General features: G+C 67.4%; 21 protein-coding genes. 5 read left to right on the top strand and 16 right to left on the bottom strand.

Annotation, left to right across the window (positions count from 1 at the left end):
* Positions 1 to 52: 52 nt before the first annotated feature.
* The 3 genes from rpoH to mtgA are packed head-to-tail and all read left to right on the top strand — an operon-like array spanning position 53 to position 3,082.
* Entirely contained in the window at positions 53 to 958 is a 906-nt protein-coding gene (gene rpoH, locus ACP7C5_RS10570) for an RNA polymerase sigma factor RpoH (RefSeq protein WP_426264200.1), read from the top strand.
* A gap of 4 nt (positions 959 to 962) precedes the next feature.
* A complete protein-coding gene (locus tag ACP7C5_RS10565) occupies positions 963 to 2,315 on the top strand; it encodes a flavin monoamine oxidase family protein (RefSeq protein ID WP_426264199.1) in 1,353 nt (450 codons plus the stop codon).
* Between the two features lie 23 nt (positions 2,316 to 2,338).
* Positions 2,339 to 3,082: a monofunctional biosynthetic peptidoglycan transglycosylase gene (gene mtgA, locus ACP7C5_RS10560; RefSeq protein WP_426264198.1), complete on the top strand. Its 744-nt coding sequence runs from the start codon at positions 2,339 to 2,341 to the stop codon at positions 3,080 to 3,082.
* A 27-nt stretch (positions 3,083 to 3,109) separates the two neighbouring features.
* Here the strand turns inward: mtgA and ACP7C5_RS10555 are convergent, their stop codons facing one another.
* The 4 genes from ACP7C5_RS10555 to ACP7C5_RS10540 form a co-directional block, all read right to left on the bottom strand.
* Positions 3,110 to 3,343, bottom strand: a complete 234-nt coding sequence (locus ACP7C5_RS10555) for a hypothetical protein (RefSeq protein ID WP_426264197.1) — start codon at positions 3,341 to 3,343, stop codon at positions 3,110 to 3,112.
* Positions 3,344 to 3,447: 104 nt separating this feature from the next.
* Entirely contained in the window at positions 3,448 to 6,183 is a 2,736-nt protein-coding gene (secA, locus tag ACP7C5_RS10550; protein ID WP_426264196.1) for a preprotein translocase subunit SecA, read from the bottom strand.
* 85 nt (positions 6,184 to 6,268) lie between these two features.
* Positions 6,269 to 6,532: a hypothetical protein gene (locus ACP7C5_RS10545; RefSeq protein ID WP_354288044.1), complete on the bottom strand. Its 264-nt coding sequence runs from the start codon at positions 6,530 to 6,532 to the stop codon at positions 6,269 to 6,271.
* Positions 6,533 to 6,594: 62 nt separating this feature from the next.
* A complete protein-coding gene (locus tag ACP7C5_RS10540) occupies positions 6,595 to 7,101 on the bottom strand; it encodes an energy transducer TonB (protein ID WP_426264195.1) in 507 nt (168 codons plus the stop codon).
* Positions 7,102 to 7,273: 172 nt separating this feature from the next.
* Here ACP7C5_RS10540 and argJ point away from each other — a divergent pair, with 172 nt between their 5' ends.
* On the top strand, positions 7,274 to 8,500 hold the full coding sequence (gene argJ / locus ACP7C5_RS10535; protein WP_426264194.1) for a bifunctional glutamate N-acetyltransferase/amino-acid acetyltransferase ArgJ: 1,227 nt from the start codon (positions 7,274 to 7,276) through the stop codon (positions 8,498 to 8,500).
* A gap of 155 nt (positions 8,501 to 8,655) precedes the next feature.
* Positions 8,656 to 9,561: a glutathione S-transferase family protein gene (locus ACP7C5_RS10530; protein WP_426264193.1), complete on the top strand. Its 906-nt coding sequence runs from the start codon at positions 8,656 to 8,658 to the stop codon at positions 9,559 to 9,561.
* A 4-nt stretch (positions 9,562 to 9,565) separates the two neighbouring features.
* Here the strand turns inward: ACP7C5_RS10530 and ACP7C5_RS10525 are convergent, their stop codons facing one another.
* From ACP7C5_RS10525 to ACP7C5_RS10470, 12 genes are all read right to left on the bottom strand, one after another.
* Complete coding sequence (locus ACP7C5_RS10525; RefSeq protein WP_426264192.1) at positions 9,566 to 9,958, bottom strand: hypothetical protein; 393 nt, start codon at positions 9,956 to 9,958, stop codon at positions 9,566 to 9,568.
* A gap of 100 nt (positions 9,959 to 10,058) precedes the next feature.
* Positions 10,059 to 10,382: a thioredoxin TrxA gene (gene trxA, locus ACP7C5_RS10520; RefSeq protein WP_133186775.1), complete on the bottom strand. Its 324-nt coding sequence runs from the start codon at positions 10,380 to 10,382 to the stop codon at positions 10,059 to 10,061.
* 65 nt (positions 10,383 to 10,447) lie between these two features.
* Entirely contained in the window at positions 10,448 to 13,894 is a 3,447-nt protein-coding gene (addA, locus tag ACP7C5_RS10515; protein WP_426264191.1) for a double-strand break repair helicase AddA, read from the bottom strand.
* A gap of 150 nt (positions 13,895 to 14,044) precedes the next feature.
* Complete coding sequence (gene addB, locus ACP7C5_RS10510; protein ID WP_426264190.1) at positions 14,045 to 17,005, bottom strand: double-strand break repair protein AddB; 2,961 nt, start codon at positions 17,003 to 17,005, stop codon at positions 14,045 to 14,047.
* Entirely contained in the window at positions 16,998 to 17,756 is a 759-nt protein-coding gene (locus tag ACP7C5_RS10505) for a nucleotidyltransferase family protein (protein WP_133191881.1), read from the bottom strand. Before ACP7C5_RS10505 ends, addB begins: the two co-directional genes overlap by 8 nt.
* Positions 17,756 to 18,745 (bottom strand): aminoglycoside phosphotransferase family protein, encoded by a 990-nt coding sequence (locus ACP7C5_RS10500; RefSeq protein ID WP_322164105.1) that lies wholly within the window; start codon positions 18,743 to 18,745, stop codon positions 17,756 to 17,758. The genes ACP7C5_RS10505 and ACP7C5_RS10500 overlap by 1 nt, the downstream gene beginning before the upstream one ends.
* Positions 18,742 to 19,182, bottom strand: a complete 441-nt coding sequence (tsaE, locus tag ACP7C5_RS10495) for a tRNA (adenosine(37)-N6)-threonylcarbamoyltransferase complex ATPase subunit type 1 TsaE (protein ID WP_426264189.1) — start codon at positions 19,180 to 19,182, stop codon at positions 18,742 to 18,744. Before tsaE ends, ACP7C5_RS10500 begins: the two co-directional genes overlap by 4 nt.
* 1 nt (position 19,183) lies before the next feature.
* On the bottom strand, positions 19,184 to 19,483 hold the full coding sequence (locus ACP7C5_RS10490; RefSeq protein ID WP_133186765.1) for a CcdB family protein: 300 nt from the start codon (positions 19,481 to 19,483) through the stop codon (positions 19,184 to 19,186).
* Complete coding sequence (locus ACP7C5_RS10485; protein ID WP_426264188.1) at positions 19,483 to 19,731, bottom strand: type II toxin-antitoxin system CcdA family antitoxin; 249 nt, start codon at positions 19,729 to 19,731, stop codon at positions 19,483 to 19,485. Before ACP7C5_RS10485 ends, ACP7C5_RS10490 begins: the two co-directional genes overlap by 1 nt.
* Before the next feature lie 51 nt (positions 19,732 to 19,782).
* Positions 19,783 to 22,134, bottom strand: a complete 2,352-nt coding sequence (locus tag ACP7C5_RS10480; protein ID WP_426264187.1) for a PAS-domain containing protein — start codon at positions 22,132 to 22,134, stop codon at positions 19,783 to 19,785.
* Positions 22,135 to 22,295: 161 nt separating this feature from the next.
* Entirely contained in the window at positions 22,296 to 23,219 is a 924-nt protein-coding gene (locus ACP7C5_RS10475) for a 2OG-Fe(II) oxygenase (protein WP_426264186.1), read from the bottom strand.
* 89 nt (positions 23,220 to 23,308) lie between these two features.
* Entirely contained in the window at positions 23,309 to 26,458 is a 3,150-nt protein-coding gene (locus tag ACP7C5_RS10470; RefSeq protein ID WP_426264185.1) for a TonB-dependent receptor domain-containing protein, read from the bottom strand.
* Between the last annotated feature and the right edge of the window lie 230 nt (positions 26,459 to 26,688).

Raw genomic sequence — 26,688 nt, 5'->3', positions numbered from 1 at the left:
GGCCTGGCGTCCGCGTTTCACGGCACCCGACCTATTAAAGGGAGACACGATCATGGCAGCCCGCAGCAACGTCCCCGCGACGATTCCCGCCCTCGGTGGCGAAGCGAGCCTCAATCGCTATCTTTCCGAGATCAAGAAATTCCCGATCCTCGCGCCCGAGCAGGAATATATGCTCGCCAAACGCTTCGAGGAACATGGCGACACCGACGCCGCGGCGCAGCTCGTGACGTCGCATCTCCGCCTCGTGGCGAAGATCGCGATGGGCTATCGCGGCTATGGCCTGCCCGTCAGCGAGATGATCTCCGAGGGCAATATCGGCCTGATGCAGGGCGTGAAGAAGTTCGAGGCCGATCGCGGCTTCCGCCTCGCGACCTATGCGATGTGGTGGATCCGCGCCTCGATCCAGGAATTCATCCTACGCTCGTGGAGCCTCGTGAAGATGGGCACTACCGCTGCGCAGAAGAAGCTGTTCTTCAACCTGCGCCGGATGAAGTCCAAGCTCGACGCGTTCGAGGACGGCGATCTCAGCCCCGAGCATCTCGCCAAGATCGCCAAGGACCTCGGCGTGACCGAGGCCGAGGTGACGAGCATGAACCGCCGCATGGCGATGGGCGGCGACACGTCGCTCAACGTGCCGATGCGCGAGGATGGCGACGGCCAGTGGCAGGATTGGCTGCAGGACGATGCGCCGCTGCAGGATACTGTCGTCGCCGAAGCGCAGGAGGCTGACGTCCGCCACTCGATGCTGACCGCCGCGATGGAGGATCTCAACGAGCGTGAGCAGTTCATCCTCACCGAGCGCCGCCTGACCGACGAGCCCAAGACGCTCGAGGAGCTGTCGCAGGTCTATGGCGTCTCGCGCGAACGCGTCCGCCAGATCGAAGTACGCGCGTTCGAGAAGCTGCAGAAGGCGATGATGCGGATCGCCGGCGACCAGCGGATGCTCGTCGCGGCGTAAGCGCATGGCCGGCGCCGATGTCATCATCGTCGGTGCCGGTGCCGCTGGCATCGCCGCCGGGCGCACGCTGCACGATGCCGGCCTCGACGTGCTGCTGCTCGAGGCGGGGGACCGCATTGGTGGTCGGGCGCATAGCGTAGCGCTTCCCCTCCCACCCGATACCGCACCCCGGCGAAGGCCGGGGCCCAGTAGCGAAGGCGGACATAGTCAGCGTCTGCCCCAGCCGAAGACCGACAGCACGACTGGACCCCGGCCTTCGCCGGGGAACATCACCGTCGATTATGGCTGTGGCTGGCTCCACTCCGCCCGGCGCAACCCGTGGACGAGGCTTGCCGAGCAATACGGGCTAAGCGTCGATCGCAGCCCTTCCAACTGGGGCAAACAATGGCGCGACCTTGGTTTCCCGCGCGCCGAGCAAGCTGCCTATCGCACCGCCTGGGATCGCTGGGAAACCACTGCGCACGCCGCGCTGAGCGGCCCCGATCGCCCGCTCAGCGATTTCATCGCCTCCGACGCCCCCTGGCGCCCGATGATCGATGCGATCTCAGGCTATGCCAATGGCGCGCCGCTGGCCGAAGTCTCGCTCCACGACTGGGCGGCGTATGAGGATGCGGCGACTGTTGACAATTGGGCGGTCGAGCAAGGCTATGGCACGCTCGTCGCGCGTCACGCGCGGGACCTGCCACGACAACTCCAGACCGTGGTCACGCGTATCGACCATCGCGGCACTACCATCCGCGTCGAAACCGACCGCGGCACGCTCGAGACACGCCATGTCATCGTCGCGGTGCCCACCACCGTACTCGCGCGCGAAGCAATCCGCTTCGATCCACCGCTCCCCGCCAAGCACGCCGCCGCCGCCGACCTGCCGCTCGGGCTCGCCGACAAGATCTTCCTCCACGTCGCCGATGCCGATCTGCCGCGCAACGGCCATCTGATCGGCGATCCGCACAGCGCCTGCACCGCAAGCTACCGCCTCGCGCCTTTCGGTACGCCGCTGATCGAAGGCTTTCTCGGCGGCGACTGCGCGGAGATGCTCGAGGACAAGGACGACCGCGCTGCCGCGGACTTTGCGATCGGCGAGCTGGTCGCGCTGCTCGGCAGCGACTGGCGCGCCAAACTGACACCGCTCGGCCGCACCCGCTGGCGGCACGCACCGCATATTCACGGGAGCTATTCGCACGCGCGGGTCGGCGCCGCAGGCCAACGCGCGGTGCTCGCCGCCCCGGTCGACGATCTCCTGTTCTTCGCTGGCGAAGCCTGCTCGCGTCACGATTTCTCGACCGCGCACGGCGCCTATGCGACCGGCCTCGCTGCCGCCGCAGCCGTGCTTGCCGCACGTGGTGGACAGCGCTGACCGCCGCGCCCTAAGACGCGAGGATGAGCGACACCAGGCCATCCCGCGCGCCCCTCTCCAACCGGACCAGAACGCCGCGCCGCCGCGGCTGGATCGGTTGGGCGATCGGCTGGATCGTCAAGCTGGTGATCGCTTTCCTGCTGATCTCGGTGCTGATGGTGGTGGTGTACCGCTTCGTCCCGCCGCCGATCACGCTGACGATGATCGGCGATGCGCTCGGCGGGCATGGGATCGACAAGAGTTGGCGCCCGCTGTCGGACATCGACCGCAACATGCCGCGTGCCGCGATCGCGGGTGAGGATTCGCGGTTCTGCGCGCATCACGGCTTCGATTTCACCGCGATCGAGACCGCGATGGCGCGCAACGCGCGCGGCGGACGCATCCGCGGTGGTTCGACGATCAGCCAGCAGACCGCCAAGAACGTCTTCCTGATCCAGGGCGGCGGCTATCCGCGCAAGGCCCTCGAAGCGTATTTCACGCTGCTGATCGAGACGATCTGGGGGAAGCGCCGGATCATGGAGGTCTATCTCAATGTCGCCGAGACGGGGATCGGAACCTACGGCGTCGATGCCGCGGCGCATCGCTATTTCGGGCATGACGCTTCGCGTTTGTCGGCCGACGAAGCCGGGCGGATCGCCGCTGTGCTGCCTTTGCCCAAAAAACGCGCGGCGGTTGCGCCACGCGGCTTTACGCGACGGCATGGCAATACGATCGCACGGCGCGTCGGGGTCGTTCGCAACGATGGACTGGATGGGTGCCTGCGGTAATGCCGCGGTAAGCCCGCCCCGGACGGATCAGCGCGTCGCGCCGTCACTGCCGCGTGCGGCGCTGTCGCGCAGGGGCTTTGCGCCGCTGTCCGTCGATACGGCGTCGCTGGGCACCGCGTGCGCGCTGCTCTGATTGTAGAGATGGATTGCGCCGACGATGATAGCGGCGAGCATCAGCACGCCGATCACGATCGCCGCCGTACCGCCGCCCTTGCGCTCGACCATGTCGACGCTCGGCACATCGGGGAAGTCTTCGCTCATGCTGATCACCCTGTTCTGTCCGAACAGAACACCAGCGACCCGGCATCGTTCCCGCCAGCGTGCTAGCCCCGAAGATCAGCCGGGGCCAGCACGCGGCGAGAGCGTCACACTGCGCCGTGGCAGTGCTTGTACTTGCGCCCCGAGCCGCACGGGCACGGCGCGTTGCGGCTGACCGTGCTCTCCCACTGCGCCGGGTCCTGCCCAATCTCGCTGCCATCGGGCTGCGGGATCGACAGCGGCGCGAGCCGCGTCGTGATGTGCCCCGACGACGCGCCATCCTGATCGTAGCTGTCGTCCTCGCCGGTGAACGGGTCGAAATGCTGCGTGATGAAGTCGGGCAGCGTCGGCAGTTCGGGCGCCTGCTCGAGCTGGAACTGCGCGAACGCGATCGTCCGCGTCACGTCCTCGCGGATGTTGGCGAGCATCCGCTCGAACAGCGAGAACGCCTCCTGCTTATACTCGTTGATTGGCGTCTTCTGCGCATAGGCGCGCAGGTGGACGACCTGGCGCAGCGCATCGAGCGTCGCGAGATGCTCCTTCCAGTGATGGTCGAGATTCTGCAGCAGGATCGACTTCTCGACGCGCACCCAGGTGTCGGGGTCGAGCGATGCGGCCTTTTCGGCGATCATCTCGTCGGCCATCGCCTGGACACGTTGCTCGATGATCTCGGGGTCGATCGCCTCTTCCTCGAGCCATGCCTCGATCTGCGGGTCGAGGTTGAGCGTCTCGGCGAGTTGCGCCTTCATCCCCTCGATGTTCCACTGCTCCGGATACGTACCCGGAGGGCAGGCGCCGCCGACGATCGTGTTGACCGTCTCGGCGCGCATGTCCTCGACCACGTCGCCGACGGTGTCGGCATCCATGATGTCGGCGCGCTGCTCGTAGATCACCTTGCGCTGGTCGTTCATCACGTCGTCATATTCGACGACTTGCTTGCGGATGTCGTAGTTGCGCGCCTCGACCTTCTTCTGCGCGGTCTCGATCGCCTTCGACAGCCACTTGCTGCCGATCGCCTCGCCATCGCCGATATTGTTGCGCATCATCTTGGCGAACAGCGTGTCCGGCCCGAAGATGCGCAGCAGATCGTCGTCGAGGCTGAGATAGAAGCGCGACAGGCCCGGATCGCCCTGGCGGCCCGAACGGCCGCGCAGCTGGTTGTCGATGCGGCGGCTCTCGTGCCGCTCGGTGCCGAGTACGAACAGCCCGCCGGCGGCGAGCACCGCAGCCTTCTCGGCAGCGATCTGCTCCTTGATCTTGGCGATCGCCGCCTCGCGCTCCGGCCCCTCGGGCATCTCGGACAGCTCGTCATTGACGAGGAATTCGAGATTGCCGCCGAGCTGAATGTCGGTGCCGCGGCCCGCCATGTTGGTGGCGATCGTCACCGCGCCCGCGCGGCCGGCCTGCGCGACGATATGCGCCTCGCGCTCATGCTGGCGCGCGTTGAGCACGGCATGTTCGACGCCTTCCTTGACGAGGAAGTCGCTGAGCAGCTCGGACTTCTCGATCGACACCGTGCCGACCAGCACCGGCTGGCCGAGATCGGCGTGATGCTTGATCTTCTTGGCGATCGCCGCGAACTTGTCGGCGGTGTCCTTGTAGAATTCGTCTTCCTCGTCGACGCGCTTGACGCCGACATTGGTCGGGATCGTCACCACGTTCATCTTGTAGATGTCGTAGAATTCGGCCGCTTCGGTCGCCGCGGTGCCGGTCATGCCCGCGAGTTTCGGGTACATGCGGAAATAGTTCTGGAAGGTGATCGAGGCCATCGTCTGGTTCTCGGGCTCGATATCGACGCCTTCCTTGGCCTCGACCGCCTGGTGCAGACCGTCCGACCAGCGGCGCCCGTCCATCATCCGGCCGGTGAACTCGTCGATGATGATGACCTTGCCGTCCTTGACGATGTAATCGGTGTCGGCCTTGAACATCATGTTGGCGCGCAGCGCCTGATTGAGGTGGTGGACCACCTGCGTGTTCTCGAAATCGTAGAGATTGGCGCCCTCGAGCAGCCCGGCATTCTCGAGCATCCGCTCGACCTTCTCGGTACCGTCCTCGGTGAGGATGATCGACTTCTGCTTCTCGTCCTTCTCGTAATCCTCAGCGGCGAGCTCCTTCACCACCAGATCGACCGAGCGATAGAGGTCGGACTTGTCGTCGGTCGGGCCCGAGATGATCAGCGGCGTGCGCGCCTCGTCGATCAGCACCGAATCGACCTCGTCGACGATCGCCATCGCGAACGGCCGCTGGACCATCGATTCGCGATCGTACTTCATATTGTCGCGCAGGTAATCGAAGCCGAATTCGTTGTTCGTGCCGTAGGTGATGTCGGCGGCGTAGGCGGCGTGGCGCTGCTCGTCCGACAGGTTCGGCACGATCACGCCGACCGTCAGCCCGAGGAAATTATAGACCTGCGCCATCCAGCCGGCATCGCGTGCTGCCAGATAGTCGTTGACGGTGATGACGTGGACGCCCTTGCCCGGCAGCGCGTTGAGATAGGTGGCGAGCGTGGCGACGAGCGTCTTGCCCTCGCCGGTGCGCATCTCGGCGATCTCGCCGCGGTGGAGCACGATGCCGCCGATCATCTGTACGTCGTAATGCCGCTGGCCGAGCGCGCGCTTGGCGGCTTCGCGCACCGTGGCGAAGGCCTCGGGGAGCAAGTCGTCGAGCTTCTCGTCGGCGGCGAGCCGCTCGCGGAAGCGGACCGTCTGCGCCGACAAATCCTCATCGGACATCGCCGAAATGACCGGCTCGAAATCATTGATCTTGGCGACGATCGCGCCGAGCGATTTGACGTAGCGGTCGTTGGACGAACCGAAGAGCGTTTTGGCAAGGCCACCAAACATGGGGAATTCCTGTACGATAGAACGCGCGCGCCGAGGCTGCGCAGAATAGGATGGAGAGCTGGCGAGCGCGGTCAGCGCCGCCGGATCAAGCGCGTGGGCGATCCAGATACAGCCGCGGTGCGGCCGACAGCGGGGCGGGCAGCGAATCGGCAACCGCAAAGCTGTCGGTGAGCCCGAACGCGCCGAGCAAATGCCGATGGCCGATCACGAACGGGGCGACCGCGACCGCGAGACGCTGCGTCTGCGCGGCGGCCAGCGGGCATTGCGCGCTGATCTCGACCGGTCGCACGCCACTCACCACGCCGGTCAGCGCGGTCAGAAGGGCAGAGAGAAGCAGCAGAAACGGCATGGCTCCGCGCGATCTAGGGACTAACCGCGCGCACGTCCAGCGGATCGCGTCTCCATCGCCGATCAGGACGGAAGGCGCCAGACGACATTGCGGTGCCAGGTCGCGGCAATCGGCGTGCCGTTCGCATCGCGCGCCGGGGCGAAGCGGGCACGGCTGCGGAGCGCGCGGCACGCAGACTGGTCGAGCGACTCATGGCCGCTGCTCTCGCCGATGCGGCACGCGACCACGCTGCCCGTGGCGGCAATTTGCAGATCGACTCCCACCTTGCCCTGCTCGCTGCGGTGGAGCGCTGCGACAGGATAATCATCGGCGGTGATCCAACGCGCTGGATTTCCAACGGGTACCGGACCCTGCGGATCGGACGCTTCCAAGCGCTCGGGCGAGGCTGCGCGCCGGGTCGAAGGCGCGGACTGCCTTGCCTGGACGCGCGACAGATCGGCGAGCGAATCGTCGGTCGAATCGCGTATTGATGCGATGCCAACGCTCAGCACCAGGATCGCAGCGAACCCCAGCACGCTGCAAACCGCGATCATCAGCGTTTCGCGGCGTTTCCCCTCCCCCGACATCATGCCATCTCCTTCGTCGTGCACGATCGCGGCGTGAGCCGACCGGGATACGCTATGAAAGGATACGACTAGCCGAGAGACCCGCCAATCCCCCCGCTGGCCCGCTCCAACCTTGCCGCCCTCCACGCGGCGCCCACCCTTTGCGTCAGCGCAGCAGCGCATCTAAGAGCACAGCATGACCAGCCCGCGCTCCCCGCTCGCCCGCCCCTTCCCGCTTTTGCCGCAGATCGCCGGCGTCACGCCGCATGTCGCGCGCGCCGGCTACAAGGCGTGGGAGCGCACCGACCTGACCTTCATCACGCTCGATCCGGGCACCAGCGTCGCGGGCGTGCTGACGCAGAGCAAATGCCCTTCGCCCGAGGTCGAATGGTGCCGCGCCGCGCTCGTGCTCGGCCGGGCGCGCGCGATGGTGGTCAATGCCGGCAACGCCAACGCCTTCACCGGCGCGCGCGGCCGCGCGGCCGTCGAGGCGATCGCGGCACGCGCGGCGGGGCAGCTCGGCTGCCGGCCCTCCGATATCTTCGTCGCCTCGACCGGCGTGATCGGCGTGCCCTTGCCGATCGACAAGGCCGAGGCCGGGCTCGACGCTGCCTTCGCCGCCGCGCCGTGTACGTGGGAGGAGGCGACCAACACGATCGGCACGACCGACACCTTCGCAAAGGCAGCGATGACGACCGCGGTGGTCGACGGGCGTACCGTGACGCTCGTCGGCATCATCAAGGGTTCGGGGATGATCGCGCCCGACATGGCGACGATGCTCGGCTTCATCTTCACCGATGCGGCAGTCGAACCCGCCTTCCTCCAGGCGGCGCTCGGCGAGGCCAATCGCGCAAGCTTCTCGTGCATCACGGTCGATAGCGACACCTCGACCAGCGACAGCGTGCTCGCCTTCGCGACCGGCAAGGCGGGCAACACGCCGCTCGCCGACGCCGAGGATGCCGGCGCCGACGCCTTCCGCGCGGCGCTTTCCGACCTGTGCCTCCAGCTCGCGCATCTCGTTGTCCGCGACGGCGAAGGCGCGACCAAGTTCATCGAGATCGCGGTGACCGGCGCGGAGAGCGACGCCAGCGCCCGCACGATCGCGCTCAGCATCGCCAACTCGCCGCTGGTCAAGACCGCGATCGCGGGCGAGGACGCCAATTGGGGCCGTGTCGTGATGGCGGTCGGCAAAGCCGGCGAACCCGCCGAGCGCGATCTCCTCGCGATCCGCTTCGGCGACACGCAGGTGGCGCAGGGCGGCCTCGCGGTGGTCGGCTATGACGAGGCGCCCGTCGCGGCGCATCTCAAAGGGCAGGACATCGAGATCGGCGTCGACATCGGGCTGGGCGATGGTCAGGCGACGGTATGGACGTGCGACCTGACGCACGGCTACATCTCGATCAACGCGGATTATCGCAGCTGAGTACTGCCCTTTACTGCTCCCCGGCGAAGGCCGGGGCCCAGGCGCGAAGGCCTTGATAGCGGGGGCGGTACACGACGATCATCCGCCCGCAACTGGGCCCCGGCCTTCTCCGGGACCACCAAAGATAAAACATAAAACCCACCAGGAGAGCCCCGATGTCCGAGATCATCCTCCACCATTATCCGCGCTCGCCGTATAGCGAGCTGCTGCGGATCGCGCTCGGCATCAAGGGTGCGGCGTGGCGTTCGGTGATCATCCCCGACATCGCGCCAAAGCCCGATCTCACCCCGCTCACCGGCGGCTATCGCAAGACGCCGGTGCTGCAGATCGGCGCCGACATCTATTGCGACACCGCGATCGCGATCGAGGCGATCGAGGCCGCACTGCCCGGCCCGAGCCTGTTCCCCGCCCCGCTCGGTCGGTTGCACGCGGTGCTCGCGCTGCAGGCGGGCGGCGCGACCTTCAGCCAGGCGGTCGGCTCGGCGATGGCGCCGTTCCTCGACCGCATCCCCGACGCGTTCTTCGAGGACCGCAAGAAGCTGTTCGGCTTCGACCGAGACCGCATCGCCAAGGCCGCGCCGCATCTGCTCGCGCAATTCACCGGGTGGCTCGCGCGGCTCGACGACGCGCTAAGCGACGGGCGCGCGTTCCTCGGCGGCGACGCGCCGGGCTATGCCGATTGCGCGGCGGCGATGAACCTGTGGTTCCACGGCAATTTCGGGATGAAGGACGCGCGTACCGCCCGCCTGCCACATCTCGCCGCGTGGTTCGAGCGCGTCACCGCGATCGGCCACGGCACGCCGACCGACCTCTCCGCGGCCGAAGCGCTCGTCATTGCGCGCGATGCCGAACCCACCGCGATCGAACTGATCGAGCCCGACAGCGGCTTCACAGCGGGCCAGAACGTCACCGTTCGAACCGAAGACCCGGGCGCAGATGCGGTTGCCGGTGCGCTCGTGCGCCTGACGCCGCGCGAGATCGTCGTGCTGCGCGAGGATCCGCACGTCGGGCGCGTCGCGGTGCACTTCCCGCGGATCGGGCAGATCCTCGCACCCGCCTGACGCGTCAGCGTCGCGGCTCGGGCGTCAAGGTTACGTCGATCGGGTTGGGCTTGAGCTCGCGCAACGCGCCGTTGCCGCGATCGACAAGGTAACCGACCAGTCCCGTCGTCAGCGCACTGCGGGCAGCGGCACCCGGCCGCTCGGTGTCGATGCTGCTCACGGCAACCTCAAGCGGCTGATAGCCAGGCTTGCGGATCGTCGCGACGAAGCCGGTTTTGCGCTTGAGCCGCAGCGTGCACGGCGTGATGCACGCGATCCCGAGCGATGTGCTTACCTCTGCCCCCGCCGGCTGCGAGCGCACATCCAGGCTTTGCGTCGTGCCGTGCGAGATCGTCGCGCACCCGCCGAGCAGGAGGATCGCCGCCACGGCCGCGGTCGCGCGCTTCGCCAGGATCATGATACGACTCCGCCAGCGCGTGAGGCTCACGCACTGGCGGGAAGATATCCAGAAAAGGCTATCGCTTCACAGCGCTAACAGCCTAACCCGCGATAGGATCTCAGGCGAGTTCGCCCTCGAGCCACGCCTTCAACCGGCCCTTGGGCTCGGCGCCGACCTTGGTCGCGGCAGGCGCGCCGTTCTTGAACAGAATCATCGTCGGGATGCCGCGCACGCCGAACTTGCCCGGCGCATCGGGATTGTCGTCGATGTTGAGCTTGGCGATCGTCACCTGCTCGCCCAGTTCCTCGGAGATTTCCTCGAGGCTCGGCCCGATCATCTTGCACGGGCCGCACCATTCCGCCCAGAAATCGACCAGCACGGGGCCGGTTGCGTTGGTGACGTCGGCTTCCCAGCTCGCGTCGGTGATCTTCTTGGTCGCCATGGTGAAACTCCTTCGTGTGAACGCAGAGATAGGATGTGCGCCGGGTACACTCAAGCGCACGAACGCTAGCTTTGCTCCACGCCCGCAAAGCCTGGCTTGTGCGCGGTGAGTAGATCGTCGGGCAGGGCGTGGAGCGTCGGCCCGCTGGTATAGAGCAACGCCGCCTCGACAGCGCGCTGCGGGAAGATCACCGCGAGCGCGGCGACATACGCCGCCATCTGCTTGAGATGATAGGCAGGCACGTCGGCGAGCCCCGCAGGCACCGCGCGCCCGGTCTTGAAATCGACCACGCGGATCAGCTCGGGGGTCACCAACAGCCGATCGACCGTCCCCGACACGACGAACCCGTCGCGCAGCACCGCCGCGATCGGCGCCTCGGCGAGCGCGTTCGGCCCGAACAGCTCGGCCAGCGCCGGATCATTGAGCACCGCCAGCACCGGCGCGATGATCCGCGCGCGGTCCTTGGCATCCTCGACCGCGCCCGCCTGCGCAAGCCAGCGATCCGCCGCCGCCGCCCGCAGCTCGGGCGCGACCGCGGGCAAGCGTTCGAACAGCGCATGGATCAACCGCCCGCGCTCGGCGGCGGCGCGCATCGTCGGCGTCGGCGGCGCATCGGCGACCGCATCTTCTCCAAGCGATGACGGCGCGAGCGGACGCGGCGGGCGGGCTTCCTGCGGTGCGGGGCGCAGCGCCCAGTCGGGGACGGGCTCGTGCGTCGCTGCCCCGCGCGCCGCGCGGCGATCGGGCGCGACGGGACGTTGCGGCTCACGCCCGGCAAAGTCGCGCGCGCCCTCGCCCGCGATCCCGAGCGCGGCCATCGCGCGGTCGGCGGCGGCGTACCAGCTCTGCTCGGGCGCGATCCCTTGCGCGCGCGGGCCGACCGATCCGGCGATCACCAGCCGCTCCTCGGCGCGCGTCGCCGCGACATAGAACAGCCGCCAATGCTCCTCGAGATCGCGCGCCGCGGTTTCCTCGACCAGCACGGCGAGCGGCCCGGTCGCCTCGCCCTTGCGCGGGCGGATCACCGGCAGTTCGTTCGCCATGTCGCCCGCGCGCCAGTTGAGCGTCGAACGCGGCGAGCGCGTCGGATCGACCGCAGCATCGGCGAGGATGACGAGCGGCGCCTGCAGCCCCTTGGCGCCGTGCGCCGTCATCACGCAGACCGCATCGAGCGGGGCGGACGGATCGCGCTTGATCTCGACCTCACCGCGATCGAACCAGTCGAGGAAGCGCTGCAGCGACGGCGTCCCGAGCGACTCGAAATCGAGCGCGGCACTAAGCAGTTCCTCGATTGGATCGCGCGCCTCCTGCCCGAGCCGCCGCACGAGATTGCGCCGCGCGCCGAGCGGCCCCGACAGCAATTCCTCGAGAAACTGGTAGGGTGTCGCGATATCGGCGCGCGCCAGCATCGCGAACAGCGGCGCGATGTCCTCGCGAGGTTCGCTCGCCGAAATATGCCGCCACAAGCTGCTGGTGCGCGGGGGTGCCGCCAGCATCAGCCGCTCCTGGCTCCATCCGATCAGCGGCGAAACGAGCAGCGCGGCAAGCGACAGATCGTCGGCCGGCTGGAGCACGAAGCGGATCGCGGCGAGCAGATCCTGCACCGACAACGGCGCGTTGAGCCGCAATCGATCCACGCCCGCGACCGGCACGCCCTCGGCATAGAGCCGCGCGACGATCAGCGAGGCGAGCTCGCCGCGCCGCTTGACGAGGATCATGATGTCCTCGGGCCGCAGCGTGCGCCCCTTGCTCTCGAGCATCAGCGTGCCGATCCAGCCCTTGATCGTTCGCGCGATCTGGCGCGCGAGTTCGCGCGTCGAATCGGAGATCCAGCTCTCCTCGTCCTCGTCGCTTCCGCCCGCGACGACGAGCGGCCACAGCGTGACGGTCCCCGGCCCCGGCACTTCGCTCGCATGCACCTCGCGGTCGGCGATCGCGCCGAGCCCAGGCTCGGGCAGCGCCTCGATCGCGGCATCGACGAATTCGAGCACGGGCCGCGTCGAGCGGAACGATTGCGTCAGCGACAGCCGGTGCCACGGCCGTGCGCGCATCGTGCCGGTCTGGCGGCGCTGCTCGTCATCGGCCTCCCACGCATCGCGAGCCAAGGTGCCGAGCTTCTTTTCGGCGGCGGCGAAGTAAAGCGGGTGCGTCCCCTGGAAACCGAAGATCGCCTGCTTGAAATCGCCGACGGTGAACAGCGTGCGGACGCGCGCATCCTGCGCGCCCTCGCCCGCGAAGAACTCCTCGACCAGCGCATGGATGATCGCCCATTGCGCGGGATTGGTGTCCTGCGCCTCGTCGATCAGCACATGGTCGGTCGCCTGGTCGAGCTTGTAGCGCACCCATTCGCCCATTCCCGGCTGGCCGAGCAAGCTGATCGTCGCGCGGATCAGATCGTCGAAATCGACCGCGCCGAGCCGCCGCTTGGCGCGCTCATACGTCACCGCATAGTCGCGCCCGACCGACAGCGCATCGGCGAGCAGGTCGGCATAAGCCGCGCGCTCGCGCAGGCCCAACAGATGCGCGCAGGCCTCGCCGATCTCGATCGCGAGATCGGCATACTCCGGATCGGCAGCGAGCAGCTTGGGCGAATATTTGCGCGGCTCGCGCTTCGCGGTGAAGGGTACACCAATCAGATCGCCGAGCATCTGCGCGCGCATCGCGGGGTCGGCCTCGACCCAGCATTCGGCGACATCGGCATGGTTCCCGCCGGTAGCAGTGCCCCAGGCCCGGTTGGCGGCGGCGAGCCGCGCGACCGCATCGACATCGAACGCATCATCGCTGCATGCGGCGGTGATCTCCGCCTCGATCTCGCCCTGCGGCAAATCGAGCGCACGGCGGATGAAGGGCCGCACCCCCTCCCCCATCGGCAGCTCGGCCATCGCGGCGGGTGCACGCGCGCAGGCGAGCAGGAACTTCTCCGCCTCGCCCTCGCCCAGCCGCAAGCTCAGCGCGCCGACCGTCGCGACGGGTGCCTCGCGCCCTTCGGTCTCGGCAGCGACGAGCATCTCGGCGAGCGCATCGCGCGCCATCACCGCTTCCTCGCGCGCCTCGATCGGACGGAAGCCGGGGACCAGCCCCGCCTCGACCGGGAAGGCGGCGAGCAGGCTCTGGCAGAAGCCGTGGATCGTCTGGATGCGGATCCCGCCGCCCGGCGAATCGAGCACGCGCGCGAACAGCGTGCGCGCCCGCGCGCGGAGCGCCGGCGACGGATCCTCGCCGAGCGCCTGCAGGTCGGAGACGAGCTCGGGCTCGGGCATCCGCACCCAGGCGGCGAGCCGATCGCCGATCCGCCCCGCCATCTCGGCCGCGCCCGCCTTGGTGAAGGTGAGACACAGGATCGCGCCGGGATCGACGCCGGTGAGGAGCAGCCGGAACACGCGCGCGGTGAGCACTTGCGTCTTGCCGGTGCCCGCGGACGCGGAGAGCCAGACGTGCCCACCGGGATCGCTGGCGCGCGCCTGCTGGTCCTTGAGGATCGGGAGGGGGCGGTGGGTGTGGGGAGCGCTCATTTCAATCCTCCCCTTCCTGGAAGGGAGGGGATCGAGGGGTGGGTTGCTCTCAGGAGGAACGCAACGCCAGCCACGGGCCTACCCACCCCCAGCCCCTCCCTTTCAAGGAGGGGAGGAAAAAGGTTCGGGAAGAGCAGACCACGGCCGAGCTCACTCACGCCCATACCATTCATCCCGCCGCATCAGCTGGTCATACTCGGCATACGGCGCATATTCCGGATGCAGCTTCGCCTCGAACGCCCGCATCCCCGTCAGCCAGTCCGCAGCCGCCGCCGAAAAGTGCCCCGCCGCAACGCCCGTGAAATCCTCGGGCAAAACCTTGTCGCCCTTCCCCGCCGCATCGACCGGCGAGGTCACATACCCGAACGCATCGCCCTTCTTCGACAGCGACCAATATTCGAACCCGCGCGCCTTGCCGGCAATCGCGTCGAACCCGCCGCGCTCGGCGATCAGCCCGAGCAACCCAAGCTGCAGACTGAACCCCTCGCGCACCGCTGCCGGCGATGGCGGCTTGCCGGTCTTGTAATCGATCACCGCGAGCGTCCCGTCGGCCAACCGATCGATCCGATCGAACTTGCCCGTCAGCATTACGCCTGCAAGCGACACCGCCCCCGATTGCTCGACCGCGAGCACTTGCCGCCCCTCATCCAAATTGCGCCCCATCTGCGCGACGATCCAGTCGATCGCCTCCATCAGCCGCGGCTTCCAGAGCGCGCGCTGCATCGGATGCGCACCCTCGAACATCGCGAGCGCACGCGTATGCAGCCGGTCGAGCGCGCAGCCGTCCTCCTTCGCCCAGCGCTCGAGAATGTCGTGGACCGCAGTCCCCCGCCACGCCGCACTCGGATCGGCGTCGACAGGATCGAGCGGCGCGAGCCCCAGGATGCGCTTGGCGTAGAAAGCGTATGGGTCGGCCTTGAGCCGGTCGACATCGGTCACCGCGATCTTCTCGGGCCGGCGCTCGCGCGGCGGCACCGGCGCGGGCTGCTCGGCTGGCTCATGCACCCCAGGATCGTCGAGCGCGCGCGTCCAACCCTCGAGCGCAGTCGCACGCTCGAACCGCTCGCCCGCCAGCGCCTGCAACCGCAGCCAGAAGCGCGACGCGATCGCCGGTTGCGTGCCCCCGCGCCGCGCGCGCGTGATCAGCGCGGTCGGCGCGCCGAGCGCCTGCGCCAGATCATGCGCCGCCAGACCAACACCGCGATCGAGCCCTGGAAGCCCGAGCTCGGCGCGGATCCGCGGTGCCAACCACGGATCAGGCGCGGGCAGGCCCGGCCACGTCCCTTCGTTGAGTCCGCCGAGGATCATGATGTCGGCGGTCTGCAACCGCGCCTCGATCAAGCCATAGATCGCGAGGCGCGGATGCTCGCCCTGACGCGAGCGCACCGCGACTTCATCCATCAGCGTCTTGAGCAACGCCGCGAGGCTCGCCGGGTCGATCGTGGGCGGGCCGTGGGCGGCATGCGCCTCGGCCTCGTTCAGCAATTCCGCCGCCGCGCGCCCATTGGGGCCCGACCACAAGGCATCGCCGCACAGCGCCTGCGCGGTCGTGCGCAGCGCCTCGAGCACCGCACCGAGCGGCTGCGCGCCGTGCGCAAAGACACGTTCGATCGGTGCGAGCAATGCGCGCGCCTCGGGCCACCATTCGAGCGCAGCGCGCGCGTGCCGCGCCTCGCGCAAATGCGCGTCGATCCCCGCCAGCCCCGCCGCCGGCCTCGGCCCGCGCAAGGCGCGGTCGAGCGCCCGCACCCCCGACAGCCACGCCGCACGCGGCGCTCCGCTGCGCACCAGCGGATGCTTGAGCAGCGTCAGCAAGGCGAGCGGCGCAAACCGCTGCGTCGCCGCCTCGGCGAGCGCGGTGAGCAAGGTCCCAGGCGGCAGGATCGACAGCGGTCGCCCCGCAGAATCATCGACGGTAATGTTCCACCGCTGGAGATGTGCGGCAACACGCCGCGCCAGCCCACGATCTGGCGTAATCAGCGCCGCGGTCCGCGTGCCGATCAGCTCGCCCGCCTCGGGCTCGAGCGCAGCGCGCAAGGCGAGTGCAATCGCCTGCGCTTCCTCGCCCGGCGTCGCGAGCTCGGCGGCGGAAATTCCCGCCAGGCGGCGCTGCTCGGGGCCGAGCGTAGTCCAGCGCGCGGTATAGTCGGCGACCGACAGCGCGTTCGCCACCGCCTTGCCGCGTGCGATCGTCGCGTCGTGATCGCTGCCGTCGCGCCACGTCCGGAACTCGCCGCGATTGACGCCCATCCGCTCGAGCAGCAGCTTGAGATGGAATTGCGGATGCGTCTCGATCGATCGCCGCGACAGACCGCTCACCGGATCGGGCACATGCGGCCCGAGCGCCTGCCACTCGCCCTCATCCATCCCCGTCGCGAGATCGGCGAGCACCACCATTCCACGCGGGCTATCGGCGATGCAGCGCAGCAGCCGCGCGACTGCGGGCGCGCTGTCGATCACCCCGGCCGCGCAGACGAACCCGGCGGGCGGCGCGGCGCGCCAGCGCGTCGTCAGTCGCTCGAACAGCATCGCGCGCCGCGCCGCCGCGTCGACCCGGCCAAGCCGCCGCAGCTCATCGGGCCAGCGGTCGAGCACGATCCCGAACAGCGCGAGCGCGCGCTCCCAATGCGCCGACATCGCTTCGTTGAGCTCGATCTCGCGCAACCGATGCGGCGCGATCTCCTCGACGAGCAATTGGTCGAGCGTGCGCGCAAGGTCGCCGGCAAGCCGCACCGCCTCAGCCGCATCGACGGGCTGGCCCGCCCGCGCGCGCTCCTCGGCGACGAGCCGCGCAAGGATCATCCGCCGTTCGAGCGGCGCGACCGCGGGCGGCACCGGATCACCATCGTCCGCCGGATCGAGCGCCGCACCGATCGCTTCGTCGAGCGCCGGATCGCCGATCGCGACCAGCCGCGGCAACAGCAATCCGCCCGAACTCGCACGGACGAACGCGTCGGTCAGCGCGAGCTTGGCGCGGTTGTTGGGGAGCAGCACGAGCCCCTTGGCGAGCCCCAAATCATCGCCACCAAATTGTCGGATCAGCCCCGCCGCCAGCGCATCGGCGAACGCGCGGTGCGCGGGGATCGTGAAGAGCCGCGGGCCCTCAGCCATCCGCGAGCATCGCCTCGGTCTTGGGGATCGCCGCCGGCGTGCCGACGTCGAACCACAAGCCCTGATGGACGATGCCGAACGCGCGCCCCGCCTCGATCGCGCGATCCCAGAAGACGTTGGTCGAAAACGCGTCGCTCGGCGGATCGACGATCAGCCGCTTCGACAGCATCTGGATCCCGGTCCAGACATAGGGCGCCACCCGCCCCGACTTGCGCCGCGCGATCCGCCCGAACGGATCGAGATAGAAATCGCCTAGGCCCGCATTGTGGTTGGCGCGCGCTTGCGGGATCATCAGCATCAGCACGTCCATGCTCGCATCATCCCACGCGTCCGCCATCAGTTTGAGCGAATCGAGCGGGCCGTCGAGCCAGATATTGTCGGTGTTGACGCACAGGAACGGGTCGGCATCGATCAGCGGCAGCGCTTTGACCAGCCCGCCGCCGGTCTCGAGCAGCTTGCCGCGCTCGTCCGAGATCGCCACCTCGAGCCCGTGCGCATTCACCGCGAGATGCGCCTCGAGCATGTCGGCCATGTAATGTGCATTGACGACGATCTTCGACACGCCCGCGCTGCGCAGATGGTCGAGCACATGGTCGATGAAGGTCGTGCCGCCGATCTGGATCAGCGGCTTGGGCCGCATCGCCGAGAGCGGGCGCATCCGCGTGCCGAGCCCCGCCGCCATCACCATCGCGGTGGTCGGCACCGCGGCGTTCGAGTCGGGCCGCAGGCGCAGCGTGCGCTTGGGACGCATCACGCCGCGGCGCCCTGGCGGACCAGCATTGGGTCGCCGCGCAGCTCCGCCGGGAGCGTCGCGTCGAACCACGCCCTGACCGGAGCGAGCGCCGGATGTGCGAGGTCGCGCTCGAGATAGCGCCACACGCGTGGGCACAGGCCTGCGTAGCGGAGCTTGCCGTCGCGCTGCCACAGCCGCGTAAAAATGCCGACGATCTTGGCGTTCCGCTGTGCGCCGAGCACGTGATACGCCCTGTCGAAGGCGTCACCCGCCCCCGTTGCGTCCTTGTACCGCGCCAGCATTTGCGCCTCCACGCTTTCGTCGACATCGCGCCGCGCATCCTGCAGCAACGAAACGAGGTCATAGGCCGGATGCCCGACCAGCGCATCCTGGAAATCGAGCAGCCCGAGCGTACGTTCGCCCGTTCCGCCCGGGATCAACATCAGGTTTTCGCTGTGATAATCGCGCAGTACGGTCACGCCCGGTTCGGCGAGCACGGGCGCGAAAACCGCGTCCCAGGCAGCATCGTAGCGCGCCTGATCGGGGGTAACGCCGACCGCGGGGCAATACCACTGCGTCAGCAGATCGACTTCGCGGTGCAGCACCGCATGGTCATAGGGCGGGACCGGCGCTGCGGGCACGCCGTGCAACCGCACCAGCGTATCGATCGCGGTGCCGTAGAGCGCTGGCGCCCGTGCGGCATTGGCATCGACCGTCTCGCGCATCTGCACGTCGCCGAAATCCTCGAGCAAGACGAGGCCCTGCGCGAGATCGACCGCATCGATCGTCGGCGCGGCAAAGCCGTGTTCGCCGAGCCAGCGCGCGATCGCGATGAAGTCGCGCGGGTCCTCGTGCGGCGGCGGCGCGTCCATCAGGATCGCGCTGCGCGCGCCATCGATCACGCGGAAATAGCGCCGGAACGACGCATCGCCCGCAACCGGAAGGATCGTCGCGCCGCCCCAGCCATAAGCGGCCAGAAAAGCCGCCGCGGCCGGGGGTGGAATCATATCTGCTGCCATCGCGCCCTCCAGCCAGCGGGCACGCTGGCTGTCAAGCGGCGGGTGCCATCGGGCAGCATCTCGAGCGCCAGCGCGAGCGCCTCGGGCCACCAGCCGGGCGCGCGTTCGGGCCATTCGACGATCAGCACCGAATCCGCGAGCGCCTCGTCGAGCCCGAGTTCTTCGATCTCGTGCGCGTCATCGATGCGATACAGATCGACGTGGAGCACGGGCAACCGCACTTCGGGCGGCGCATACGGCTGGACAATCGCGAAACTCGGCGACGGCGCCTCGCCGACCAGCCCGAGTGCGGCGAGCAGCCCGCGCGCGATGCTGGTCTTGCCAGCGCCGAGCGTCCCCGACAGCGTGATGACATCGCCCGGTGCGACGAGAGCCGCGAGGCGCGCGCCGAGCGCTTCGCTGGCCGGAGGATCGACGAGGATCATTTCAATAGCCCGTCAGCAGCATGTCGAGCGCGTTCATGATAGCGGACTGTTCGGCAGAAAGCGCTGCGACACGTTTCCCGAGGTCCTTGACCGGGACAGTGGCCGCATATTGCGTGGCCATCACATAGTCGCCGTCTGAAAAGGAAAGAACGGGGTTCAACCGCGCGTAAATGCGGCTGATTCGCTCTGCGGGGACAAGCGGAACCACGAATCGCGTCGGCAAGTCATCAAGGACGTCAGCTTGGCAATCGAGCAGAACGTCGTCGAAATCCCGCGTGCGATAGACATCGAAACGCGCCATCAGAATTGACGATAGCGCTCGAGCGGCAAGCCGTATGTCTCGACATACACCGCCCAGGCGGCGGTCGCCTCGAGATTCTCTTCTTTCCAGCGGCGATTGCGCTCCGCCCGGATTTCAGCATCCAGCCCGACTTCGCATGCGCGTGAGACATTGATCCCGAGCGCCTTTGCATCTGCAACCAATTGCTCGTCGAGCGACAGATTGGTTGGTCGTCGAAACGCGGCGCGATCTTCACGGACTCGAGTCATCGGACACCTCCAATGCGCATAGAATATGCGCATCCTTCCAACCGCGCAACGTCAGCCCCGCGGCAATGTCACCGTGATCAGCGTCCCCTGCCCCGGCTCGGACACCAGCGCGATCGTCCCGCCATGCGCCTCGACGAATTGCTTCGCGAGCGGCAAACCAAGCCCGAGCGCGCGCTCGCCATCGCGCGTGATGCCGGGCTGGCCGAAACGATCGAACGCGCGTGCGACTGCTTGCCGCGACATCCCCGCGCCATCGTCCGACACGACGATCCGCGCGCCATCGGCGCCTCCATCGACATGCAGCAGGATCCGCCCGCCCTCGGGCGTTCCTGACACGGCATGGCGCAACAAATGCTCGACGACTTGCTGCAAGCGTTTCGCATCGCCCGAAATCTCGCCGCTCGACGGCAGGATCTCGACCGCGAACTCGAGCTTGCGCTTCACCGCGAGCGGCGCAACGGCATCGGCGGCAGCGCGCGCGAGCGGCGCGAGCGCGACCGAATGCATTTCGAGCGCCGGTGTGCGACCCTCGGCCTGTGTCAGATCGAGCACTTCGTCGACCAGCATGCCCAGCCGCTCGACCGATTCGAGGATCGCCTCGACGTAACCGACTGCCGCCTTGCTCAGCTTGCCGGCATAGCCCTCATGCAGCATCTCGGCGAACCCGCTGATCGAGGTCAGCGGCGTGCGCAGTTCGTAGCTCATCGTCGCGACGAACGCGGTCTTGATCCGGTCGGCCGCCTCGAGCGCCTCGTTGCGGTCGCGCAGCGCGGTCTCGATCCGGCGGCTGTCCGAAATGTCGAGCATCGTGAACAGCCCGTTGCCATCGGGCAGCGGCACCGCCGCGAATTCGAAATGGCGCCCGTCGGCAAAGGCCACCCGCCCGCCGCGCTGCTGGCGCTCGACCGTCGCGGCGCGCACCAGATCGCTGATCAGTACCGCACGCTCGGGGTTCGACAATTGGCGCGCTGCGCGCTCGGCGAGCGCATCGACGCGCGGATGCGTCGAGAGGAACGCCTCGTCGAACCCCCATGTCGCGCGAAACTTGTTGTTCCACAGTTGCAGCCGTCCATCGGCGGCGAACACGCCGAGCGCCTCGTGCAGATTCTCGAAGGTCGCGGTGCGGACGCGCAGCAGCGTGTCGCGCGCGCTGGCGAGCTGGACCTCCTCGGTACGGTCCTCGAAGATCAGCAGCAGCCCGCCATCGGGCAGCGGCTGCGCGACGACGCGCAGATGCACGCCGCCCGGCAAATGCCATTCCTCTTCCTCGCCGCCGCCAGCCAGGAACCAGTCGCGCCGCTCGGCCTTCCAGCCGGGGAAGTCGCGTACTTCGGGCAGGCGCTTGGTTTCACGCATGCGTTCGAGCACGCGGTCGAATTCGGGACGATCGGCAAGCCATTCGCCCTTCATCGCGAACAACCGCCGGAACGGCTGATTGCAGAAGACGAGCGAACGATCCGCGGCGAACTGCACCACGCCCGCCGAAAGCCGATCGAGCATCGCGCGCTGCGCATCGTCGAAGCGCTTGAGCCGCGCACGCGCTTGCTCGAGATCCTCGATGTCGATCGCGAAGCCCGCGACCCCACCGGTCGACAGCGGCGCGTCATACACGCGCAGCATCCGCCGCGCGCCGCGGATCGTCGCGGGCATCGCCTGGCTTTGCACCGCCTTGGCATCGCGCGCGAGCACGGCATTGGCGAGCGGGCCGCCCATCCCCGATCCCTCGACCAGTTCGAGCCCGCGCGCGACGACGTCCTCGGCCGAGGCGCCTTCGACCGCATCGACATAATGCGAATTGACCATGGCGAGCCGCAGGTCGGCGCCGCGATACCACATCGGCATCGGCGCGGCCTGGATCACCCCGCTCAGTTCCTCGTACAGCGTCGTCGCATAGCCGACCGCGTCGCCGAGCCGGACGATCTCGGCTTCGCTCTCGGTCGCGTCGAACACCCACAGGATCACCCCGCCCGGCGCCTGCATCTCGCGCGCCGCACGGCTGCCGCGGATCATCAGCGCGCGGTCGGAGCCTTGCGCGCGGACGGTGCGCGAAAAGCCGCGCCCCGATTTCTGCGCCGACACGACATCGGCGGCGAGCGCGGCGGCGTCGTCTGTGGAGAGGCCGGCATCGGCCTGTGCGAGATCATCGAGATAGCGTGGCGGCGTCGACAGCCCGAGCCAGGACGCGAGCCGCGCGCTGCATTCGACCCGCCCGTCGGCGCGCACGACCATCGCCAGCGCAGGCGCCGACGCGAGCATCGCACCCAACCGGGCATTGCTCGCGATCGCATCGGACGCGGCCCGCCGCGCGCGCAGGCCGGTGTACAGCACCCAGCCGGTCCCGCCGATAAACACGGCGAGTGCGACCCCGACCAGAATTGCTGCAACGTCGCCACTTCCAAACATTGGCGCAAGGGTAGCGGCAGCGAGCCGCGTTCCCAACCCCCCAGCGGGTACAGGCGACGAATAAAGCTGACGCACACCCAAAGCGCATGGTCGAACAACCGGCTTCGTCCTCGCCCGCGCCAAAAGCGCCAGCGGCGAGCGCGCGTCACGCTATGGTGATATCACAGCATCAGACGAGACTGCCGGATCCAGCGCGATGCGACCAGCTTTTCTCCGGCCGAGACGACCATGCCTTCATGCAAGGTGAGCGGATCGGGCTGCCCGCCATCGCGCACATTGTAAAAGAGCAAGGCATCCCCCTTTTGCGCCCGGACTTTGAGGCCGATTTTCGGAAAGTGGGTTTCGCCACCACCATAGCCGTCGTTCAGATAGACGAGCATCGTCGCGAGGCGCTGGTTTTCGACGCGAGGCAAAGTGTCGAGATGCGCGCGATATTGCTGCCCCGGCCGATAGCGCAGCACCGTCAGCGGTTCGCCAGCCCGCACGTCGGTCTCGCTCGCGGCCGCAATCCGGCGATTGATCGCGTGGATTGCTGGCTGTTCGAGCGCCAGCGGAAACGCAGCCAGGTTCGATGTCCGAACCGGGTCGGGGATCTGCTGGCCCGTCACGGGATGCACGACGAGTGCAGGCTGAAAGCGTGGCGTGGCACGCGCGACGAGATAGTCTGCTTCCGCGTTGCTCAGGAACCGCCGGAACAGGAGGATCCGTGGCTGTGCGCTGAGCGGCTCACCGACGAGCGGCATCGATCCCGCTCCCGCGTCATCGAGCGCCATCGCAGCGATCAGCGAAAGCTGCTCCGCCGCGTCCGGATCGACGCGATCCGCCTCGAGCAACCGCAGCGCCGCCGGCCAGTCCGGCGCGCCGCCCGTACCGTTGGCGACAAATGCACGATACACCGCTGCCGCAGCCTGCTCCCCCGCCGCGGCGGCGCGCGCGAAATAGTCGCGCGCGCGCGGCAGATCGCGCGGGACGTCGCGGCCCACCAGGTACAAGCGCGCAAGCTCGAGCAACGCCGCGCCGCTGCCGGCATTCGCATCACGCTCCAGCGCGACCAGCCATGCTGGCGGGGGTGGATTACCAGGCATCATCTACTCCCATGCCACACGCGCTTCGCGATACAAAAAGGGCCGCCGCTTTCGCGGCGACCCCAAGGTGTCGTTCCGATCGAAGCCGATCAGAAGTTCGCGGTGACACCTGCGTACAGGCGGCGACCGATATTGTCGAAGATCGCCGTGCCGCCGCCGATGCCGGTCGAGCCGTAGGGCGGCTGCCGGTCGAAGGCGTTGTCGATGCCGACATAGAAGGTCGACTTCGGCGTCACGTTCACGCCCAGACGGAAATCGTGATAATCGACCGCCGGGTAGTAGTTGTTCGGATACTGGTTCGGGTTGGTCGGCGCGCGACCCTGAACCGAGTTCACCGTCTCGTAATCGCCGATCAGCTGCGGCGAGATGTAGCGCACCTGATAGTTCAGGAAGAGCTTGTTGTAGGTGAAGCCGAAGCTTGCGTTGACGCGATCCTTCGGAATGCCGACGGTCGTGTTGAAACGCGTGACATAGGTCGGATCGGTCGGGTCGGTGAACTGGTCGTTCAGGATCGAGTGATTCCACACCACGTGCACCGTTGCGCCGAAGTCGCCGAACTTGTGACGATAGGTGACGTCGGTGTTGATGCCGCGCGCCTGAAGCTTGGCGTAGTTGAGCGACGAGGCGAGCAGGCTGCCTTCGATGATGCGGAACGGCTCTTCGCCGCCCGAACCACCCGTTGCACCGGCACGCTTGAACTGGCCGCAGAACTGGTTGTTCGGGTTCGACAGATCGTAGCATTGATCGACGATCGTCTGCCCATCGACCGACTGGATGACGTTGTCGACCTTGATGTCGTAGTAATCGACGCTCAGGACGAGGTCGCGGACCGGCTGCAACACCACACCCGCCGTGATCGAGCGCGATTCTTCCGCCTTCAGATCGGGGTTGCCACCGCTGCGGTACACCAGCGACTGGTTGTACGCATAGTTGTAGCCCGCCGGACGCCCTGCAGCGGCACAGTTCGCCGCGCGGTTAGCCGAGCCCTCCGCGATGTGATCCGCAGCGCACGGATCGATGAAGCCCGGCGCGAAGTTCTGGCCCTGCGGGGTGTAGAGCTCGGCCAGGTTCGGCGCACGGACCGCGATGTTGTACGATCCACGGAACGTGATCTGATCGATCGGCTTGTAGGTCCCGGTCGCATTGTACGTCCAAGTCGTGCCCGCCGAACCCTTATAGTTCGAAACGCGTGCGGCCGAACCGACGGTCAGTTCCTTGGCGAACGGCAGATCGCGGAGCAGCGGCAGCTGAACCTCGGCGAACGCTTCCTTCACCTCGAACGACGTCGGCGTGAAGGCCGGGATCGCATTGTAGAAATAATAGCCGTTCGCGACCCCCGCATCCTGCGCATAGCGCGCGGTTTCACGACGATATTCGCCACCGACCGAGCCGCGGATCGGGCCGCCCGGCAAGTTGAAGAAGGCACCCGTATCGCCCGCGATCGTACCCACGATGTCGAGCTGCGTCAGCTTTCCAGAAGCCGAGATCGAGTTGAGCAGGTAGCTCTTGGCAGCTTGCGAAATGTTGCCGTTGCCGAACGGATTGATCGGAACGCACGCCGCGATGTCGCGCGCCAGGTTGGCGGCATCGCCGTTGAGATCGGTACCGGCACGGGCAGCGCTGATCTGCGAACCGCAGACGATCTGGCCCGATGCGTTCCGCTGCGCGTCCATTGCGAGCAGGAAACGCTGGGTGTTCATCACGCCTTCGAGGCGGGTGTTCTCGATGAACTCGCCATAGTTCGCCGAAACCTCATAGTTGAGGTGGCTGCTGAGATCACCCCGGACGCCGCCGACGATACGATACGTGTCGCGCGTCGCCGATTCGGTACGCGTGCCGAGATCGGTCAGGTTGCGGCGCAGCGTGAAGCGCGTCGCCCCCGTGATGTTCGCTGGGTTGGCGCCACCGGCAACCAATGCCGAGATGATCTGCGCGCGCGCCTGAGTCGACAGATACGGATTGTCGAGGTTCGGCCGCTCATAGGTCGACAGCGGTGCCGAATAGCCGAACGCGCTGCCGATCGTCGAACCGGTGATGAACGCCGGACCCGAGGAGCCCTGCCCGACCGAATTGGTGCGCACGAAGCTCGCTTCGACGAACGGGATGAACGCCTTCGAGACTTCGAAATGGCCGATCAAGTTCGCCGAATAGCGATCGAGTTCGGGGTAGAGCTGGACCAGCGTGTTTTCACGCCCGGTGTTGCCGTTGCCGCCGATGAACGAGCTGCCCGAGGGCGAACCCGCGGTCGGCGCGAGACCGACGCGCGTGCCGGTCTGCTGCACCAGCGAACCGTCCGGCTGGAACAGGTAGTTGCAGGTGAACGCCCGGCCCTGCGAATCGCGGCCGCATGCGCCCGTCGTGCTGCCGAAGGCGACGAGGCCGCCATCGGAGATCGTGCCGGTGCGACGGTCGTTGAAGAACTGGTTGTTGGCAGGCCCGGACGTGTTCGCACCGCCGGCCGAGTTCACCAGCAGGAAGCCGTTGCTGCTGGCATAGTTCGAACGGTCCGAAGCGTAGAGGCTGTTCTGCCGCGCATATTCGAGATCGATCGCGATGTTGCCGCGGCCGTCGGCGAAATTCTTGCCGGCGAGCAGGCTGCCATAATAGGATCCGGCATCGCCGTGCGGGGTGATGTTACCCTGGCCGCGAACCTGCAGACCTTCGAAATGATCCTTGAGGACGAAGTTCACGACGCCAGCGATCGCGTCCGAACCATAGATTGCCGAGCTGCCGCCGGTGACGATGTCGACACGCTCGATCAGGTCGCTCGGGATGGTGTTGATGTCGGTCGAGACCGCGTTGTTGAGCACGTCCGAAGCGACGTGACGGCGGCCGTTGACGAGGACCAGCGTGCGCTGCGTACCCAGGCCGTAGAGATCGATCAGATTGAGGCCGGCGGTGCCGAGGAAACGAGTCGAGTTCGCCTGGCTGAACGTGTTGGCAGTGCCGGGCAGCTTGTTGAGCACTTCACCGATGTTGGTCGTGCCGGTCTGCAGCAATTCGGCAGCGCTGATCGAGTTGATCGGAACCGCGGACGCGCCGTTCGGATTGCGGATGCGCGATCCGGTGACGACGATCTCGCCGGTCGTGTCGTCGGCAGTGGCTGGCTGGGTGGTCGGCGGGACGCTGCCGGGCGTTGGCGCGGTGTCCTGTGCGACCGCTGAACTTGCCGTCACGATCGCAAAGAGCGACGCGGACAGGGCGAGCAAAGCCCGCCCACGAGGTGTTCCTACAAGCATTTCATATCCCTGTTAAGCTCGGCTTCTCTCAGCCGGTTGCCAGGATGATGAATGTCAGGTGAAAGGTTGAAAAGCGCTTTGACGTCGAATGCATATGATTGTTGACGTTATGTGTCGGCGCCGCCACAAATATTCCGATCCGGCCCTTTCGGAAACGAACCCTTCATACCGTGGCGGCAGCGCCCTGTCCGACTCAGCCGCTGGCGCTTCGAGCGGACCGATGCAGGCAC

The organism is Sphingomonas sp. PWP1-2 (assembly GCF_049898305.1).
GTDB lineage: Bacteria > Pseudomonadota > Alphaproteobacteria > Sphingomonadales > Sphingomonadaceae > Sphingomonas > Sphingomonas glacialis.
The sequence above is the reverse complement of the archived record's forward strand: the minus strand, read 5'-3'. Positions and strand labels throughout refer to the sequence as shown.